Here is a 17,772-nt window from a genome sequence, read left to right as displayed (position 1 = left end):
CGAGTGCACGCAAAATGTTTCACTCTATCCAACATTATTGCTGTCATTTACCCATCTTCTGACGACTGCGTTTATCATGAGAAAACTGCTGCAACTGCTTATTCTTCTTTTCGCCCTGCTATGCATTACCATACTCGTCTTGTTTGGTGTCATGCATAGCCCTTATGCGACTCAAGCAGTCAATCAAGCGCTATCATTCAGTGGCTACTCAAATGTCTCTGCTGCGAAAGCAACCTATCAATTCCCACAGCAGGTCACCTTAGATAACGTCACGATTAAACAGAGCTCAGCGTCCATAACGCTACCCCGAGTGACGATTTGGGTCAGCCAGCGGCCGCTGCAACAAAACAAACTGAGTTTAGACTCTGTACTTATTGAAGGGGCAACACTTAGCGAACAACAGCTCCGCTTAAAAGCACCAAACTCCATCTTGATCCACCAGCTCGCTTTTGAGCGCCTGAATGTTGAGACAAAGTCATGGTCAGTGACGAATGCCAAACTCCAGATCAATAAACCGGTCTGGTTAACTCGCTCGCAGTTGTTACCGTATGGTGACATTCAGTTCTCAGCTACCCAATTGTACTTATATGGCGAAGCTCTGAACCAGATTCTGATCGATGCCGATTATCAGGCAAGTGACAGTACGGTTTATGGTGCCTCTTTTCTTTGGCAAGGAGCGAAAGTATCGGGACAGGGCGAACAGCTCGGCACTGACTGGTCATTGATTAACGTCACGATAAACCAACTCGACCTAACTCAGCCGATTGAACAGCTATCGATATGGCGCAAATTGCGTCAGTATGCACCTACTGTGACGCACGTGAATAGCTTAGATGTCTTACGAGGCAATCTGTCTACCCAAGCCTTACGAGCTGAAAACATGGACCTTTCGCTTGAGAATATCGATTTAACAAAACCATTGTGGCAGCAAAACCAAGGCTACTTATCTTTTAACGCTGATGCGCTCAGCTATCATGAGATGCAACTGATCGAAGCCAGTGGCAAGTTAGCCCTAACACCGAATCAGATCGAGATTGAAGAGTTTAACAGTGATTTTAATCAGGGCAGTATTCAGTTAGCTGGCAAGCTAAAGCCCAATGCAGTGCTGCTCGATCAATTTGTCGCGACAGGTATTAAATGGTTGGACAACACCGAAAAGGATTTGCATCAACTAGGTCGTGCCATTCAACCTCTTGAGCAACTCTCAATCACAAAACTAGACATCAACAACAGTCAGTGGATCAACCTCGAACAGCAACCTCATTGGCAACTCTCCGGCGTCAATGCCGAAGGTACAGATTTAACCATGATACAAAATGGGCGCCTTGGCTTATGGCATGGTCAGTTTGAACTAACGGCAAACAGTGCCAGCATTGATAATTTGATCAGTTCACAAGCCGTCATCACGATGAACGCCGATGATGGGAAATGGGCCCTCGAACGTTTCTTTGTTCCTTTGCAAGAAGGGTATATCGATGCAACGGGGCAATGGGATCGCAGCAAGACGAGCGCACCGTGGCAGCTCACCTTACACGCTGATGGCCTACCATTATTGCCAAAATTGATAAAAGATACCGACCTGCAACTCAATGGCATGAGCGAATTAGAGCTCGATGTGAAAGGGCTAGCAGGTGATTATTCCATGTTCGCTCACTCAGTCTCCGGATCTGCCCGCTTAAGCCTTCGCGATAGCCAGTGGCAATATCAAACCTACCCTGCAGAAAAATTTGCTGTCGATGCCGTCGCATTGATGCTAGACAGAGGACGTTTTGAGCTCAAACAACCCAATTATCGCGACGAATCGGTAAGGTTTAATGTTGACGGCGATTTTGCCCAACCAGAGCAGATACAGGCAGAAATAAAAGCGAGAGGGCGCTGTCAAAAGCTCACCACAAATCTTTTAACCGGTGAAACTGATTATGTGCCACTTTGCCAATCAAAACGTCCACCAACCCACATTGTTACTCCTGAAGCCACGAAACACTCCGACGCGGCTCAAATGAAAGAAGCGCCCATAATTAAGGCGCTTCCCATAAAACCATCACCAAAAGCAGCCACTCATCCGCCAGCTGCCTCTAAAGATGAAGTTCACTCAGAGGCTGACTCTCCCAGCACTTCCTGATAGTTGGGTAACAACATATACGTACCGATGAATTCAACCGCTGCGACATCACCACTATAGATAGTGACGTGAATGGCAATTCGAGCTTTGCGCCCCGATGCCAAGCGATCTAAGTCACCACTGATGCCATCTAAAGAGGTTGAAGCGACGGGGTTTTGAGTCACTGGATGTCGATAACGGATCTGGCTGTCTGCCAGTACAATATCGCCATTCAATCCGCGCTCTTTCATCAGTAGCCACGTCATACCCCACCCTGTTAGTGTCGCTAACGTAAAGGCTGAACCAGCAAACATAGTGTTGTGTGGATTCAGGTTAGGATTAAGCTGAGCACCACATTCAAACTGGTAACCTGTGTATTGGTTAATTTTAATCCCCATCTTGTCACTGATTGGGATTTGATGCTCCCACCGCTCCTGAAGCTCAGCACACCACTCAGGGTTGCGCAATACATTCGCCATCGGATCTAATGGTTTAACCATCTGCTGATGACGAACCGGTCCCCGCTCATCCGTTAGCTCACCACGGCGATCAAACCCATTTTTTTCGTAAAAAGAGATCGCATCTTCCCGTGCATTACACACCAAGCGCTTTGCCCCTTCCTGCCGCGCTAAAGATTCAAGTGCCACCAGCACTAATGATCCCATTCCTTTACTACGGCGTGTCCCTTTAACAGCCATATAACGGATTTGCCCTTCACAATCAGGAGTAATGTATAGGCGACCGATGGCTATCGGCCGTCCACGACCATCCACAATCATGCGGTGGTGGCTCATCGGATCATATTCATCGCGCTCAGAACCAATAGGCATGCGCCACGGCTCACGAAGCATTTGCCATCGAAAGTGGTAATACTTGTTGAGCTGGTTATCCGTTTTAGGCGTTATCAGTTTAAACATGACTCTCTTCCCTGTCCGTCAGCACCATTGAGTGCTAACGACTCTCCTTAAATGTTTCTCTCTTGATAAGCTTAGAGGAATTCTTACATCTGCAACCAGAAAGTCACAGGGCCATCATTCACCAACGACACTTTCATATCCGCAGCAAACTGACCTCGCTGGGTCGGTAACACCTGTTCACATTGATCTGAAAAGTAGTTGTAAAGACGTTCTGCATCCGCTGGGTGCGCACCACGAGAGAATCCAGCACGCGTACCTTTCTTTGTGTCTGCGGGCAATGTGAACTGAGAAACAACCAACACTTTCCCATCAACTTGCTGAACATTCAGGTTCATCTTGCCTTCATCATCTTCAAAGACTCGATAAGTCGTCACGCGCTCCATTAAACGTTTCGCTTTGGCTTCATCATCGTCTTTTTCAACGCCGAGTAAAACAAGTAGACCTTTGTCTATCTCGCCAACCACTTCACCATCGACACGAACCGCTGCCTCACTTACTCGTTGGATCAAAGCTATCACTACTACTTTCCTCTTTGACTTCAATACTTTCTGGCACCGAGTGTATCACTTCAGGCTTAGGACTCCAGTGTTCACGTTCGCCAAGTGCTGCCGTGACTTCCGCACCAACCAAAACGATCAGCCAGCACAGATATACCCAAACAAACAAGATAGGGATCGCCGCCAACGCACCATAGATTAACTGGTATGAAGGGAACTGAGTAATGTAAGCCGCAAACCCTTTTTTACTTAGCTCAAATAGCAGTGCCGCAATCAATGCACCAATCGCTGCATGCGAAACCTGAACCTTTTTGTTTGGTACTAATAAGTACAACCCCATAAATGCAAACAACGATAGAATTAAAGGTAGCCAGCGCAACAGTAAATTGTACGCTCCAGATATCGCCTCACTATTTAGTACCTGCAGAGAAGTTACGTATGACGTTGCTGCAATACTGGTGCCCACTAAAATGGGACCAAGCGTCAATACCATCCAGTACATTGAAAAAGAAAACACGGCTCGACGTTTGTGCTGAACTCGCCAGATGTAATTTAAGTTCTTATCAATATTGGAAATCAGCATCAGCGCCGCAACAAATAAGAAACCACCACCAACTGCCGTCATTTTGCCTGTATTGGCAACAAACTCAGCCAATGCAGTTTTCACAGCATCTCCCGCTGCAGGCACAAAGTGCGTAATGACAAAATCTTGGATCACATCACCCGCATTAGCAAAGATTGAAAACGATGAAAGTACCGACAGTAATACCGTCAACATCGGTACGATGGAAAGCAGCGTAATATAGGCTAAATAACCCGCATTAACGTTTACGCGGTCATGATTCATTCTGGTCAATAAATAACGAAAGAATTGCATGGTTTGTCTCGTTATCGCTGCATTTTTCAACTTGTATCTCCCCATTATCTAAGCCATTCTAACCGCACTATATTAATGCAAAGGAAATCAACATGCCTTACTTACTGGCCATTGCCTTATCTATTTTTACTTTAACAGGCTGTCAGTCGGCCTACTATTCCGCTATGGAACAAGTTGGTTACCACAAACGTGACATTATGGTTGATCGTGTAGAGGATGCCAAAGAGTCACAACAAGACGCACAAGAACAATTCTCAAGTGCTTTGGAAGCGCTATCTGCAGTGACTAACTTCCAAGGTGGTGAACTGGAATCGGTTTACAACAAGATCGATGGCCAATACAAAGACAGTGAAAAAGCGGCACAAGATGTTCGCGATCGCATTGCTGCAATTGAAGATGTCTCTGAAGCGCTGTTTGAAGAATGGCAGGACGAGCTCGAAATGTACTCAAACGCAAAACTTCGTCGTTCAAGCGAGCAAAAATTGCGTGAAACCAAAGTGTCATACAACAATATGCTGGCTGCCATGAAACGTGCAGAAAAGAAAATGACACCCGTTCTGGATACACTGCGTGACAATACCTTGTTCTTAAAGCATAACCTTAACGCTAGCGCGATTGGTTCACTAAAAGGCGAGTTTTCGCTATTAGAACGTGATATTCAACACGCGATCACTCAGATGAACGCTGCGATTGCAGAATCCGATAAGTTTCTTAACAAGCTTAATCAAAAATAATTCGGTTTAGTCACAATAAAAAGCGCCTGTTAATCAGGCGCTTTTTTGATCTAACTGTGACAGTACAAACGCCACTCGCTTCGCTACAGCCATAAAAGGCACCTCACACACCTCATAACCCTGCTGTTGGTAAGTCTGTATTAAGGCATGGTGGATCGCCATCGCTTGGTCAAAAGGGTACGGACGAACCTCATCTTGTACATATATGCTTCGCTCTGGAGCACAGAAGAACACCACGGGATGGTACCCTTTACTGGCTTCTAAGTAAGCGGGGTCGATTGTATGTTGAGCCAAAGACAAATAACCACAGATATCCGGTACGGCCCGATCTAAAAAAGCGAGCGTATGCTGACTGGCTAGCTGCTTTTGCTGCTCCATCGCAACGAGACAAAGATGGGCAAAACCCGGCAGATCATGCCAAGGCAAAATCCCATCTTCTATGCTTGATTGCTGCTCAATCAGCATTCTTGGCACTTCAGAAAATGTCGGATAACCGCGTTTAGCAAGGGCTTCAAGCAACGTGGTTTTCCCCGCACCCGGTCCACCAGAAACAATCACAGGCTGCATCACTTTTCTCCAGATAAACAAAAGGCGAGAGGGGTGACCTCTCGCCTTTTTAATTCACTCAGTTGAGTTATTTGCTACCACGTGAAGCACGTTTACGATCGTTCTCTGTTAGGAACTTCTTACGAATACGGATGCTTTCAGGTGTTACTTCTACTAGCTCGTCGTCATCAATGAATTCTAGCGCTTGCTCTAGTGTCATGATGATTGGCGGAGTAAGAACCTGCGCATCATCCGTACCAGAAGCACGAACGTTAGTTAGCTGCTTACCTTTAAGCGGGTTAACCGTTAGGTCGTTATCACGACTGTGAATACCGATCACCATACCTTCATAAACTTCAACACCGTGACCGATGAATAGACGACCACGCTCCTGCAAGTTAAACAATGCGTTTGTCAGAGCTTTACCAGCACCGTTAGAGATCAGAACGCCGTTATTACGTTGACCAATTTCACCGCCTTTGTGTGGGCCGTAGTGGTCAAATGTATGGTAAAGAAGACCAGAACCAGAAGTCAGCGTCATAAATTCAGTTTGGAAACCGATCAAACCACGAGAAGGCATGTCGAAGTCCATACGCACACGACCTTTACCGTCTGGTGCCATGTCTTTCAGCTCACCTTTACGCAGACCGATGTTCTCCATGATGCCGCCTTGGTGCTCTTCCATCACGTCGATAGTTACTGTCTCAAACGGTTCCATTAGCTGACCATCTTCTTCTTTGATGATTACTTCTGGACGAGATACAGCAAGCTCGAAGCCTTCACGACGCATGTTTTCGATCAGGATAGATAGGTGAAGTTCACCACGGCCTGATACGCGGAATTTATCTGGATCGTCCGTTTGCTCTACGCGTAGGGCAACGTTGTGTACCAGCTCTTTCTCTAGACGCTCAAGGATGTTACGTGAAGTCACGAACTTACCTTCTTTACCCGCGAATGGAGAGGTATTTACTTGGAAGGTCATGGTTACCGTAGGTTCATCTACTGATAGTGCAGGTAGCGCTTCTACAGCGTTTTGTGCACAGATAGTATCAGAGATTTTTAGCTCACCAAGACCCGTGATCGCGATGATATCGCCAGCTGTCGCTTGTTCCACATCGTGACGCTCAAGGCCAAGGTAGCCCATCACTGTGCCGACTTTACCGTTACGTGTTTTACCGTCTGCACCGATGATGGTGACTTGTTGGTTTGGTTTAACGCTACCACGAGTCACACGAGCGACACCGATAACACCAACGTAAGAGCTGTAGTCTAGCTGAGAGACTTGCATTTGTAGTGGACCATCGAGGTCAACTTCAGGAGCTGCAACTTGGTCAACGATTGTCTGGAACAATGGTTCCATGTTCTCGCCAGTTTCACCTTCTTCTAAAGAAGCCCAACCGTTTAGTGCAGAAGCGTAAACCACTTTAAAGTCTAGCTGTTCATCAGTTGCACCTAGGTTATCAAATAGATCGAACACTTGGTCCATAACCCAGTCAGGACGAGCACCTGGACGGTCAATCTTGTTGATAACAACAATTGGCTTTAGGCCGTGAGCAAAAGCTTTTTGCGTTACGAAACGCGTTTGTGGCATTGGGCCGTCAACCGCGTCAACGATAAGCAGAACAGAGTCTACCATCGACATGATACGTTCAACTTCACCACCGAAGTCCGCGTGTCCCGGAGTATCTACGATGTTGATGCGGTAATCGTTCCAGTTAATTGCTGTGTTCTTAGCAAGAATGGTAATACCACGCTCTTTTTCAATGTCGTTCGAGTCCATGACTCGCTCTTCCGCTTCACCGCGAGACTCAAGCGTACCTGATTGCTGAAGCAGCTTGTCAACCAATGTTGTTTTACCGTGGTCAACGTGCGCGATAATCGCGATATTTCTTAATTTATCAATCTGTGGAGTAGCCATGGATTTGATTCACTCGATAGGAGAAGTGCCGCCTGTCTGCATTAGTGCTTAAGGCCACACTTACTTTGATTAAAAAAACGGCCAATAATGTACCAGATTTTAGCGAAAAACCTAGAAATATGTGATCTATCCCTGAGCTTTTCTGTGCTTTTTTCGTATTTCCGTAAACATATTTTACGACAAACTCGGATCAACTTGTCAGAAATCGCGATTGACAACACAACGCATCCAAGGCTGAATGGTATACGCTTTCTGTTTCATTATGGTGCACTTAAAGCCATTTGCACCATAATAGTGCATAGCTAGATCATTTTGGTGCAAGTTAGTATCGTTTTTATTGACAAAAACAAACAACAAGATGATTTATAAGGATTTTATTTTTTGGCATGGTTTTGGCTTAAGTAAATTTAGCATCGATTAACACCAATGAAATCAACTTAATCAATGCTAGATTCCATCAAATCAAGCAAAACCGCTTTAATAACACTGGAGGTTATCCAAGATGTCAGTAGAAAACGTTCTATCGCTGATCCAAGAAAACGAAGTTAAGTTTGTTGACCTACGTTTTACAGATACAAAAGGTAAAGAGCAGCACGTATCTATCCCTGCTCACCAAGTGGACGCAGACTTCTTTGAAGAAGGTAAGATGTTCGATGGTTCTTCAGTTGCTGGCTGGAAGGGTATCAACGAATCTGACATGGTAATGATGCCTGACGCAGCATCTGCCGTTCTTGACCCATTCACAGAAGACGCAACATTAAACATCCGTTGTGACATTCTTGAGCCTGCAACAATGCAAGGCTACGACCGTGACCCTCGCTCAATCGCTAAACGTGCTGAAGACTACCTACGTGCAACAGGTATCGCTGATACTGTTCTTGTTGGCCCTGAGCCAGAATTCTTCCTATTCGACGATGTTAAGTTCGCAACTGATATGTCTGGTTCATTCTTCAAGATTGACGACATCGAAGCAGCTTGGAATACGGGTTCAGACATCGAAGGTGGTAACAAAGGTCACCGTCCAGGCGTTAAAGGCGGTTACTTCCCAGTAGCACCAGTGGACTCTTCTCAAGATATCCGCAGCGCAATGTGTCTAATCCTTGAAGAGATGGGCCAAGTTGTAGAAGCACACCACCACGAAGTTGCAACTGCTGGTCAGAACGAAATCGCAACTCGCTTTAACACGCTAACAGCAAAAGCGGACGAAATTCAGGTTTACAAATACGTTGTTCATAACGTTGCTCACGCATTCGGTAAGACAGCGACATTCATGCCTAAACCACTAGTTGGTGATAACGGTAGCGGTATGCACGTTCACCAATCTCTAGCGAAAGACGGTGTTAACCTGTTCGCGGGTGACAAGTACGGCGGCCTATCTGAAATGGCACTTTACTACATCGGTGGTGTTATCAAGCACGCTAAAGCAATCAACGCATTTGCTAACGCATCAACTAACTCGTACAAGCGTCTTGTTCCGGGCTTCGAAGCGCCAGTTATGCTTGCTTACTCGGCTCGTAACCGTTCTGCTTCTATCCGTATCCCAGTGGTACCAAGCCCTAAAGCACGTCGTATCGAGCTACGTTTCGGTGACCCATCAGCGAACCCATACCTATGTTTCGCAGCAATGCTAATGGCTGGTCTTGACGGTATTAAGAACAAGATCCACCCTGGCGAGGCGATGGATAAAGACCTGTACGACCTACCTGCAGAAGAAGCAGCAGAAATCCCAACAGTAGCTTACTCACTAAAAGAAGCACTAGAATGCCTAGACGCTGACCGTGAGTTCCTAACAGCTGGTGGCGTATTCTCTGATGACTTCATTGACTCTTACATCGACCTTAAGTCTCAAGATGTAGAGAAAGTAAACATGACAACTCACCCACTAGAGTTCGAACTTTACTACTCTGTATAAGAACCGATGTTGTACAACGTTTAACACGTTACATAAATATAAGGCTCGCCTCGCAGGCGGGCCTTTTTCATATATCGTCCTCTCGTCTCTGCGATTAACATAAGCTAGGCATTGTTTCTAAGAGGACTGCAGCAATGAAATTCCCCCCTTATCTATTAAGCTTAACGCTGATATATACCGTAGCTATTCAAGCTCAAACGGTTTATACATGGGTGGATGATAACGGGACGATCCATTTTAGTGATTCTCCTCAAGCGCAGAAAGCCAAAGCCCTCAACTTACCAAAATACGATAGCCCAGCACCGGCACCACAATTTGAACGCTCTAAGCCGGTTGAAAAGCCGAGTGCAGAAGAACGCCAAACCAATCACGAGAAGCAAAAACAATCACCCCAACCCATCTCTGTATCTATTGCCTCCCCCGAGCACGATAGCGCGATTCGCAGCAACGCTGGCCGCCTAATGATTAATGGTGAAATCAATCGTAAGCTTGCTATCGGTGAACAACTTCAACTGATCATGGACGGCCGTAAATATGGTGCACCAATCAACCAACCGACATGGGAGCTCAAAAATGTCGATCGAGGCACCCATATCTTTGCTATTCAGGTAATTAGAGACGGCAAGCTTATTGCATCTTCCTCTCCAATAACGGTGCACCTGCAGCGAGCTAGCGTGAAATAGCGATACCTATCTGAAAAAGCGCTAACTTACATCAAGAATTGCTTTTGCTTGCTCAGTCTATGCGCCATACTTAAATTGTACTTGCACCATTTTAGTGCACTGCAATTCATTTAAGTAGCGAGTGGGATGCCTGATGGTGAGCAACGATCTAAACAGCATAATATTGGACAATCAGGTCACTGCGATCCTGATCATGAATGAACCTCTTCAGGTTAAATACGCCAACCCTTCCGCAGAGCAGCTGTTTTCTCAAAGTGCCAAACGCATAGTAGATCAACCTCTGTCAAACCTCATTCAGCACGCTTCAATGGATTTAGCATTGCTATCACAGCCGCTACAAAGTGGCCAAAGTATCACGGACAGTGATGTCACTTTTGTGGTTGATGGCAAGCCACTGATGCTTGAAGTTACAGTTAGCCCAATTTCATGGAACAAAGAGCTGATGTTGTTGGTTGAGATGAGAAAAATTGGCCAGCAAAGACGACTGTCCCAAGAGCTGAATCAACATGCTCAGCAACAAGCGGCAAAATTACTGGTTAGAGGGCTAGCCCACGAAATCAAAAATCCGTTAGGGGGCCTGCGTGGCGCAGCGCAATTACTTGAACGTATGCTACCTGACCCTTCCCTTACCGAATACACCCAGATCATTATTGAACAAGCGGATCGCTTGCGTTCACTCGTAGATCGGCTTCTTGGACCCCAGCGTCCAGGTAAGAAGCAACCAGAAAACCTGCACCTTATACTTGAAAAAGTCCGTCAATTGGTTGAATTGGAAGTTGGTCATCGCGTTTTGATTGAACGAGATTACGACCCTAGCCTGCCTGAGCTATTGATAGATGTGGATCAAATTGAACAAGCCCTTTTGAATATCGTCAGCAATGCCGGACAGATATTACAACAGCAAGAACAAGGACAAATAACGGTGCGCACCAGAACAGTGCATCAGGCCATCATTCATGGTCAACGCTGCAAACTTGCAGCACGCATAGAGATCACGGATAACGGGCCCGGTATCCCCACAGAACTTCAGGACACTCTATTTTACCCCATGGTCAGTGGCCGTGAAGGTGGAACCGGACTTGGGTTATCCATTGCACAAAACTTGATTGACCAGCATCGGGGGAAAATCGATGTGGAAAGCTGGCCGGGGAAAACCACATTTACAATCTATCTCCCGATTAAATAAAAACAAATAACGTTGGAAGGAAAATAAGGTCATGAGCAAAGGATACGTTTGGGTCGTTGATGATGACAGTTCAATTCGCTGGGTAATGGAGAAAACCTTATCTTCAGCTGATATTAAGTGTGATACGTTCTCAGACGCAGAAAGCGTACTGTTGGCTCTTGAGCGCGAAACACCCGATGTCTTGGTATCAGATATTCGGATGCCTGGTATCAATGGGATTGAATTATTGAGTCAGGTGCACGCTCGCTCTCCCGAACTTCCCGTCATCATCATGACAGCCCATTCAGATTTGGATGCTGCCGTGAATGCTTATCAGCAAGGAGCATTTGAATACCTACCTAAGCCCTTTGATGTCGATGAGACGCTTACTCTAGTAGAACGAGCCATTGCTCATAATCAAGAACAAAAACGCAGCCATAATGAGCTCGAAGACGATGGCTATTCCGCACCGGAAATCATCGGTGAAGCACCAGCAATGCAAGAAGTTTTCCGTGCTATTGGCCGCCTTTCACGCTCATCAATTTCCGTATTAATCAATGGTGAGTCTGGCACAGGTAAAGAATTGGTAGCACAAGCCCTCCATCGTCATAGTCCTCGAGCCCAGAAGCCATTTATTGCTCTTAATATGGCTGCAATTCCCAAAGATCTCATTGAATCTGAGCTATTTGGTCATGAGAAAGGGGCATTTACTGGGGCGAACAGTATTCGCCAAGGACGCTTTGAACAAGCCAATGGTGGCACGCTGTTTCTCGATGAAATTGGTGACATGCCACTAGATATTCAAACTCGACTGCTAAGAGTTCTCGCTGACGGGCAATTTTATCGTGTGGGTGGTCATTCCCCTATTCAGGTCGATGTGCGAATTGTCGCAGCCACACACCAAAACCTCGAAAAGCTGGTCCATAAGGGAGACTTTCGAGAAGATCTTTTTCATCGCCTCAATGTGATACGCATTCATATTCCAGCATTACGCGAAAGACGACAAGACATCGAAAAGCTTACATTGCACTTCTTAGCTTTAGCGGCAGAAGAGCTTGGTGTGGATATCAAAACACTCCACCCTTCAACCATCGAATCATTGACGCAGCTTGAATGGCCCGGGAATGTACGTCAGCTAGAGAACACCTGTCGATGGCTAACCGTCATGGCAAGCGGCAGTGAAGTTCTTCCTGCAGACTTACCTCCAGAGCTCCTACAGGAAAAGCCATCGCTGAACGCAAGCAATGATGATGGCTGGCAACAACAATTAGCAAGCTGGGCACGTCAGTCACTATCAAAAGGAGATTCTGAGTTGCTCTCTTATGCACTTCCTGAATTTGAACGTATACTTTTGGAAGCGGCACTAGAACATACTAAAGGTCACAAGCAAGATGCCGCTAAAGTACTAGGATGGGGTCGAAATACACTCACAAGAAAACTCAAAGAGCTCTACTAACCCCCTATTCATACACGGATGTAAACCGCCGTGCATTAGTTACATAAATGGAATTCACGCTGGTCAGCCATTTTGACCAGCCATAATGGTGGGTATTTTTAAGAAACAGCATGTCAGCATCCAATAAAATCACGCTGAGAACAGCCGTTATTTTACCGTTTGTGTTCATTTTCATGATCACAATAGGGATTATTGTTGCTGTACAAAAGAGCAGCTATGAGGAGATGGTACAAGATATCAGTACCAAACAACTCAGTGCCCTTACCCACAATGTTGAACTGGAATTGCATACCTTCCTCGACAAACCTTTCAACGCAAGCCTTGCTTTAAGCCATAGTATTGGTTTCAACCGCCTCTATCAGCGTGGAGATACTTCTGACATCCAATCGTATTTTTTAACTAGCTTTGATGATCTCTATCGCACGATCCCACAGCTTGATGTTGTCGGTTTCGGCGGAGAAGGGACGGAATACATTGGCTTTAGAAAAGAAGCGAACAAAGGCTATACCTTGATGATACAAGATGACCGAACCCAAAATAAGTTGGTCATCTATCGAGGAAGAGAAGTCAGTCAGGATATCCGTTCGGTGGTGGAAGGCTACGACCCACGAATCCGTCCATGGTACGCCCCTGTAGCGCAAAGCCTGAAACCGATGTGGTCTTCCATCTACACCAACGTTGATGAACGTCAGGAAATCACACTCTCAGCGCTAACTCCCGTTTTCTACTCTGATAAGTTTCAAGGGGTTGTCGTCACAGACGTCAAAATTGATACCTTCAATGCCTTCCTTCGAAAGCAGCAGCAACAAACTCATGCTGTGATTTATCTCTTCGATAAAAACAAACGTCTCGTTGCGCATTCAACCGATGGAAGCGTTGTCTCCTGGGGAACACCACATAGTCAAAAAGGAGAGCGACTGCTCGCCAATGAAAGTACCCACCCTATAATTCAGCAAAGTGCAAACTATATAGAGCAAAATCAGCTAGATTTAGCCGCCCCCCTTCATCGGTTCAATCTAAAACACGATGGAGAACGTTTCTTTCATCACATCACACCATACCAAGATGAATATGGCCTAACTTGGTATATTGGTGTGGCAATTTCCGAGGCAGATTTATTAGGAGCCCTTCCCGAAAGCCAGCGAAATAGTTGGATCGTAGGTTCTTTTGCCGGCTTTATCGGAATTTTAATCGGATTACTGGCCTTTAACCGTATTGTTGCACCGATCACCTCGACAGCCACAGCTGCCAAACACTTAGCCAATGGGGACTGGGACAGCCATATGCCCAAGCCAGGGCATATCTATGAAACTTCGATGCTCGTGTCTGCTTTTAATGAAATGGCCAACAATCTGAAAGCATCATTCAAAGCTTTACGTTCTCAGCTTTTGTACGATTCCCTTACTTCACTATATAGTCGTGAAGGGATGATCGATACCTGTGATCGTCTCGATTCTCTCAACGGATGCCTCATGTTAGTCGGAATCAACAAATTCCGTGATATCAACGACAGCCTCGGTCACTATCGCGGGGATCAGCTTCTAATCATCATCTCCGAACGCCTTAAACAGCTCTTCAATGACCAATGTTACATCGCACGGATTGGCGGTGATGAGTTTGCCATTTACCTTGCTAAGTGCCCCCCTCATGAAGAAGTAACAGGCACAGCAAGGCGTATTAAACAGATGTTTGCTTCGCCATTTAATATGGAGAAAGAAAATATTGTTGTGAGCGTATCGATTGGTATTGTCTATGAAGATAGCGCTCCAAATATGACGTTATGGCTGCGCAATGGCAGTATTGCACTGAGTAATGCCAAGCGAGATATAGCCGGAATCAGTTTTTACAAACCAGAAATGGCAGATGTTTCACGCCAACGCACTCGTATGCAGGCAAAAATTAAAGACGCATTAGAACTCAAAGAGTTCGTTCCGTTTTATCAACCCATAATCAACCTGCATACTGGTGAAGTTATTGGTTCTGAAGCGTTAGCACGCTGGATATCGCCCCATGCGGGGCTGGTGTCCCCATTAGAATTCATTCCTATCGCGGAAGAGAGTGGATTGGTTGGTGCTATTGGTGAGCAGATCCTATATCAAGCATGTTTTGATACCGTACGCGGGATCCGAGAAGGCAAATGGTCGGAAGATTTCCACCTTCACGTCAATCTTTCAGTAAACCAGCTGTCGCAACCTGACTTCATCCCTATGTTACAAAAAACCTTAGCTGAAACAGGGTTACACTCTAAAAACCTAACGCTTGAAATTACCGAATCTCGCATCGTCGACAACGATCAAATCACCATTCGTAATATGCAATTAATTCGAGATTTAGGCGTCCATATTGCTATTGACGATTTTGGTACGGGTTACAGCTCACTCGCTTACCTTCATAAACTTCCTTTTGACTGTTTAAAAATCGATCGGACATTTGTCACTAAACTTGAGCAGGCAACACTCGATACATCCATCGTTGCCGCGATCATTAATATCACTAAAAGTTTAAAAGTTGATCTGGTTGCCGAAGGTATAGAAACCATAGAACAAGCGCAAATGCTTAAACAACTCAATTGTCCTCAAGGACAAGGGTTTCTTTATAGTCGTCCAGTACCTTTTGATGAATGGCCAACAGATTTGGTAAACATGAATTCAAAATCATCATAGATTGCTGTTTTTCTGTGCTCATCCTACTGACACTCTTGTCTATGATTCTTATACTTAGCGAAAGTCACATAATGGAATTACTATAATGATAACCAAAAACTTGCCACTAACGGATCTTCACCGTCACCTTGATGGAAACATTCGAACTCAAACTATTTTAGAACTCGGCCAAAAGTTTGGTGTCTCGTTGCCTGCTTACGATGTTGAATCCTTAACCCCTTACGTTCAAATCGTAGAGGCTGAGCCATCACTGGTCGCATTTCTATCTAAATTAGACTGGGGAGTTGCGGTTCTTGGAGATTTAGATGCATGTCGCCGCGTAGCTTATGAAAACGTGGAAGACGCACTTAACGCGCAAATCGATTATGCTGAACTCCGATTTTCACCTTATTACATGGCAATGAAACATAACCTCCCTGTCGAAGGTGTTGTAGAAGCCGTGGTTGATGGCGTACAAGCAGGTATGCGTGATTTTGGTATCAAAGCGAATCTTATCGGTATTATGAGCCGTACGTTTGGTACAGATGCTTGTCAGCAAGAGCTCGATGCAATTCTGACTCAAAAAGATAAGATTGTAGCTGTTGACTTAGCGGGTGACGAACTCGGTCAACCAGGCGAACGCTTTGTGACTCACTTCAAGCAAGTCAAGGATGCTGGCCTAAGTGTTACCGTCCATGCAGGTGAAGCCGCTGGTGCTGAAAGTATGTGGCAAGCCATTCAAGAGCTTGGTGCAACACGCATTGGCCATGGCGTCAAAGCAATCCACGATCCAAAGCTAATGGATTATCTGGCAGAAAACCGTATTGGTATTGAATCTTGCTTAACTTCTAACTTCCAAACAAGCACTGTAGAGTCTTTAGAAAATCATCCATTAAAACAGTTCCTAGAGCACGGTGTTTTAGCTTGTTTAAATACGGATGACCCTGCAGTAGAAGGAATCGAGTTGCCTTTCGAATATGAAGTTGCAGCCCCACAAGCTGGGCTGTCTCAAGCTCAAATACGTCAAGCACAAATAAATGGTTTAGAACTGGCCTTTGTTTCTGAAGCCGAAAAACAAGCTCTAAGAGAAAAAGTGACGAATCGAAAATAACGCAATACTAGTAACCATGATTAGCCGACACACCGTTGTCGGCTTTTTTATTACCACCATCAAACAAACAGAGTAGTACTTCATCAACTAAGCTGTAAGAGATCTCATTTTCTTAGGAGAGTTGAGAATGCCTGCTAAAGCGGTTTTTTGGGGTATGTTACTTATATCTTCTCTTGTTCCTTTTTACACATACAGCTGTACGCTAACAATGGGTTACCGCACTAGCGATCGTGCTCCCCTTATCGCAGCAGCACCCAACAACAACGGACTCTACAAGCATTTCTATCAATTAGTTGCTGAAAAGCTAGGGTGTGAATTAAACATAATAAGAGGCCCTAAGAAACGTATTCTAAAGCAGCTACAAGATGGCGATGTAGACTTCTACCCCGGATTCAACTTCAATGAAGCCAGAGCCAATTATACGTTTTATATTGAAAATGGCTTTCCTGGTGGAGAGATCGGTATATCTCGCCAAGACTTCCCTCAGATCACCTCACTCAAACAACTAGAGGGGTATACTATCTTACAAGCTTTAGGCTCTCCTGATTTCGTAAGAAACTTGGAAAACGTCAAGATATACACGGTTCCTGATATGTCCATTGCCAAAGCAATTGGTTTTCTAAGAAAAAAACGAGGCGATTTTTATATCTATAATCGTACATCATTGCTTTATTACTTAAAAACACATCACATCGAAGACATTCAAGTGCATCCTAATTGTTGCGGTGGTGTTGAGCCTATCTATCTTGGTTTTTCTCGCCAATCAATTCACTTTAAAGAACAGCCTAATTTAGACTTTGACCAGAACGGTAACTTCAGTCCAAATAACTTCCCAACTAAACTCGAAGAAACTTCTTTAGCATATAAAATGATGCAAGTTTTACTGCAGATGAAAGAAAGTGGGGAAACCGAAGCTATCTACCAGCAATACTACTGATAAACATGCTGGGATGGGAATAATCACGAATAGGTAGGGATTAACGGCTAACAGACTCACGATCTTCGGCTGCTGCCTTAAACTCTTTTTACCTACCAACATTTTAGCCTTACTTTAATGAGCCCTTCCTATGGTTCTTCCTTTTTCTGTGTAACAAATAGCAAAAAACCCGCTAGATAACTAGCGGGCTTCTTTAATAGTGGCGGAGAGATAGGGATTTGAACCCTAGATACGCTATTAACGTATGCCGGTTTTCAAGACCGGTGCTTTCAACCA

14 protein-coding genes are annotated in these 17,772 nt (G+C 45.1%); 9 read left to right on the top strand and 5 right to left on the bottom strand.

Translation table 11 applies throughout. The annotated features are described in order from the left end of the window. The first annotated feature begins 76 nt into the window (after window positions 1–76). On the top strand, window positions 77–2,122 hold the full coding sequence (locus tag ACQEXS_RS12335; protein ID WP_427014023.1) for an AsmA family protein: 2,046 nt from the start codon (window positions 77–79) through the stop codon (window positions 2,120–2,122). On the opposite strand, the gene ACQEXS_RS12330 is transcribed toward ACQEXS_RS12335, so the two are convergent. The 3 genes from ACQEXS_RS12330 to ACQEXS_RS12320 form a co-directional block, all read right to left on the bottom strand. Next, window positions 2,089–3,018, bottom strand: a complete 930-nt coding sequence (locus ACQEXS_RS12330; RefSeq protein ID WP_427014022.1) for a YiiD C-terminal domain-containing protein — start codon at window positions 3,016–3,018, stop codon at window positions 2,089–2,091. The two genes, ACQEXS_RS12335 and ACQEXS_RS12330, sit on opposite strands and share 34 nt — an antisense overlap. Before the next feature lie 83 nt (window positions 3,019–3,101). Beyond that, window positions 3,102–3,536 carry a D-aminoacyl-tRNA deacylase gene (dtd, locus tag ACQEXS_RS12325; RefSeq protein ID WP_427014021.1) on the bottom strand — a complete coding sequence of 145 codons (435 nt, stop codon included), beginning with the start codon at window positions 3,534–3,536 and terminating at the stop codon, window positions 3,102–3,104. Next, window positions 3,508–4,437, bottom strand: coding sequence for a virulence factor BrkB family protein (locus tag ACQEXS_RS12320; protein ID WP_367987760.1), 930 nt, complete (start codon window positions 4,435–4,437; stop codon window positions 3,508–3,510). Before ACQEXS_RS12320 ends, dtd begins: the two co-directional genes overlap by 29 nt. A 47-nt stretch (window positions 4,438–4,484) precedes the next feature. Here ACQEXS_RS12320 and ACQEXS_RS12315 point away from each other — a divergent pair, with 47 nt between their 5' ends. Then, complete coding sequence (locus tag ACQEXS_RS12315) at window positions 4,485–5,126, top strand: DUF2959 domain-containing protein (RefSeq protein WP_427012033.1); 642 nt, start codon at window positions 4,485–4,487, stop codon at window positions 5,124–5,126. A gap of 33 nt (window positions 5,127–5,159) precedes the next feature. On the opposite strand, the gene ACQEXS_RS12310 is transcribed toward ACQEXS_RS12315, so the two are convergent. Together ACQEXS_RS12310 and typA are read right to left on the bottom strand one after the other, a co-directional pair. Further along, the gene (locus ACQEXS_RS12310; protein WP_427014020.1) at window positions 5,160–5,693 is read right to left on the bottom strand and encodes an AAA family ATPase; all 534 of its coding nucleotides are present in this window, start codon (window positions 5,691–5,693) and stop codon (window positions 5,160–5,162) included. Window positions 5,694–5,760: 67 nt separating this feature from the next. Further along, window positions 5,761–7,590: a translational GTPase TypA gene (typA, locus tag ACQEXS_RS12305; protein ID WP_367987757.1), complete on the bottom strand. Its 1,830-nt coding sequence runs from the start codon at window positions 7,588–7,590 to the stop codon at window positions 5,761–5,763. 502 nt (window positions 7,591–8,092) lie between these two features. On the opposite strand from typA, the gene glnA reads away from it, so the two are divergent. The 7 genes from glnA (at window position 8,093) to ACQEXS_RS12270 (ending at window position 17,496) form a co-directional block, all read left to right on the top strand. Beyond that, entirely contained in the window at window positions 8,093–9,502 is a 1,410-nt protein-coding gene (gene glnA / locus ACQEXS_RS12300) for a glutamate--ammonia ligase (protein WP_367987756.1), read from the top strand. A 134-nt stretch (window positions 9,503–9,636) separates the two neighbouring features. Further along, on the top strand, window positions 9,637–10,185 hold the full coding sequence (locus ACQEXS_RS12295) for a DUF4124 domain-containing protein (protein ID WP_427014019.1): 549 nt from the start codon (window positions 9,637–9,639) through the stop codon (window positions 10,183–10,185). A 133-nt stretch (window positions 10,186–10,318) separates the two neighbouring features. Then, entirely contained in the window at window positions 10,319–11,371 is a 1,053-nt protein-coding gene (glnL, locus tag ACQEXS_RS12290; RefSeq protein ID WP_427014018.1) for a nitrogen regulation protein NR(II), read from the top strand. Between the two features lie 31 nt (window positions 11,372–11,402). Beyond that, on the top strand, window positions 11,403–12,806 hold the full coding sequence (glnG, locus tag ACQEXS_RS12285; protein WP_427014017.1) for a nitrogen regulation protein NR(I): 1,404 nt from the start codon (window positions 11,403–11,405) through the stop codon (window positions 12,804–12,806). A 110-nt stretch (window positions 12,807–12,916) separates the two neighbouring features. After that, window positions 12,917–15,469, top strand: coding sequence for an EAL domain-containing protein (locus ACQEXS_RS12280; RefSeq protein ID WP_427014016.1), 2,553 nt, complete (start codon window positions 12,917–12,919; stop codon window positions 15,467–15,469). A gap of 85 nt (window positions 15,470–15,554) precedes the next feature. Continuing rightward, on the top strand, window positions 15,555–16,559 hold the full coding sequence (add, locus tag ACQEXS_RS12275) for an adenosine deaminase (protein WP_427014015.1): 1,005 nt from the start codon (window positions 15,555–15,557) through the stop codon (window positions 16,557–16,559). 127 nt (window positions 16,560–16,686) lie between these two features. Next, window positions 16,687–17,496, top strand: a complete 810-nt coding sequence (locus tag ACQEXS_RS12270) for a substrate-binding periplasmic protein (RefSeq protein WP_427014014.1) — start codon at window positions 16,687–16,689, stop codon at window positions 17,494–17,496. The last annotated feature ends 276 nt before the right edge of the window (window positions 17,497–17,772 follow it).

Origin of the sequence: Vibrio sp. TRT 17S01, from assembly GCF_050113695.1 — a bacterium.
Classification (GTDB): domain Bacteria; phylum Pseudomonadota; class Gammaproteobacteria; order Enterobacterales; family Vibrionaceae; genus Vibrio.
The sequence above is the reverse complement of the archived record's forward strand: the minus strand, read 5'-3'. Positions and strand labels throughout refer to the sequence as shown.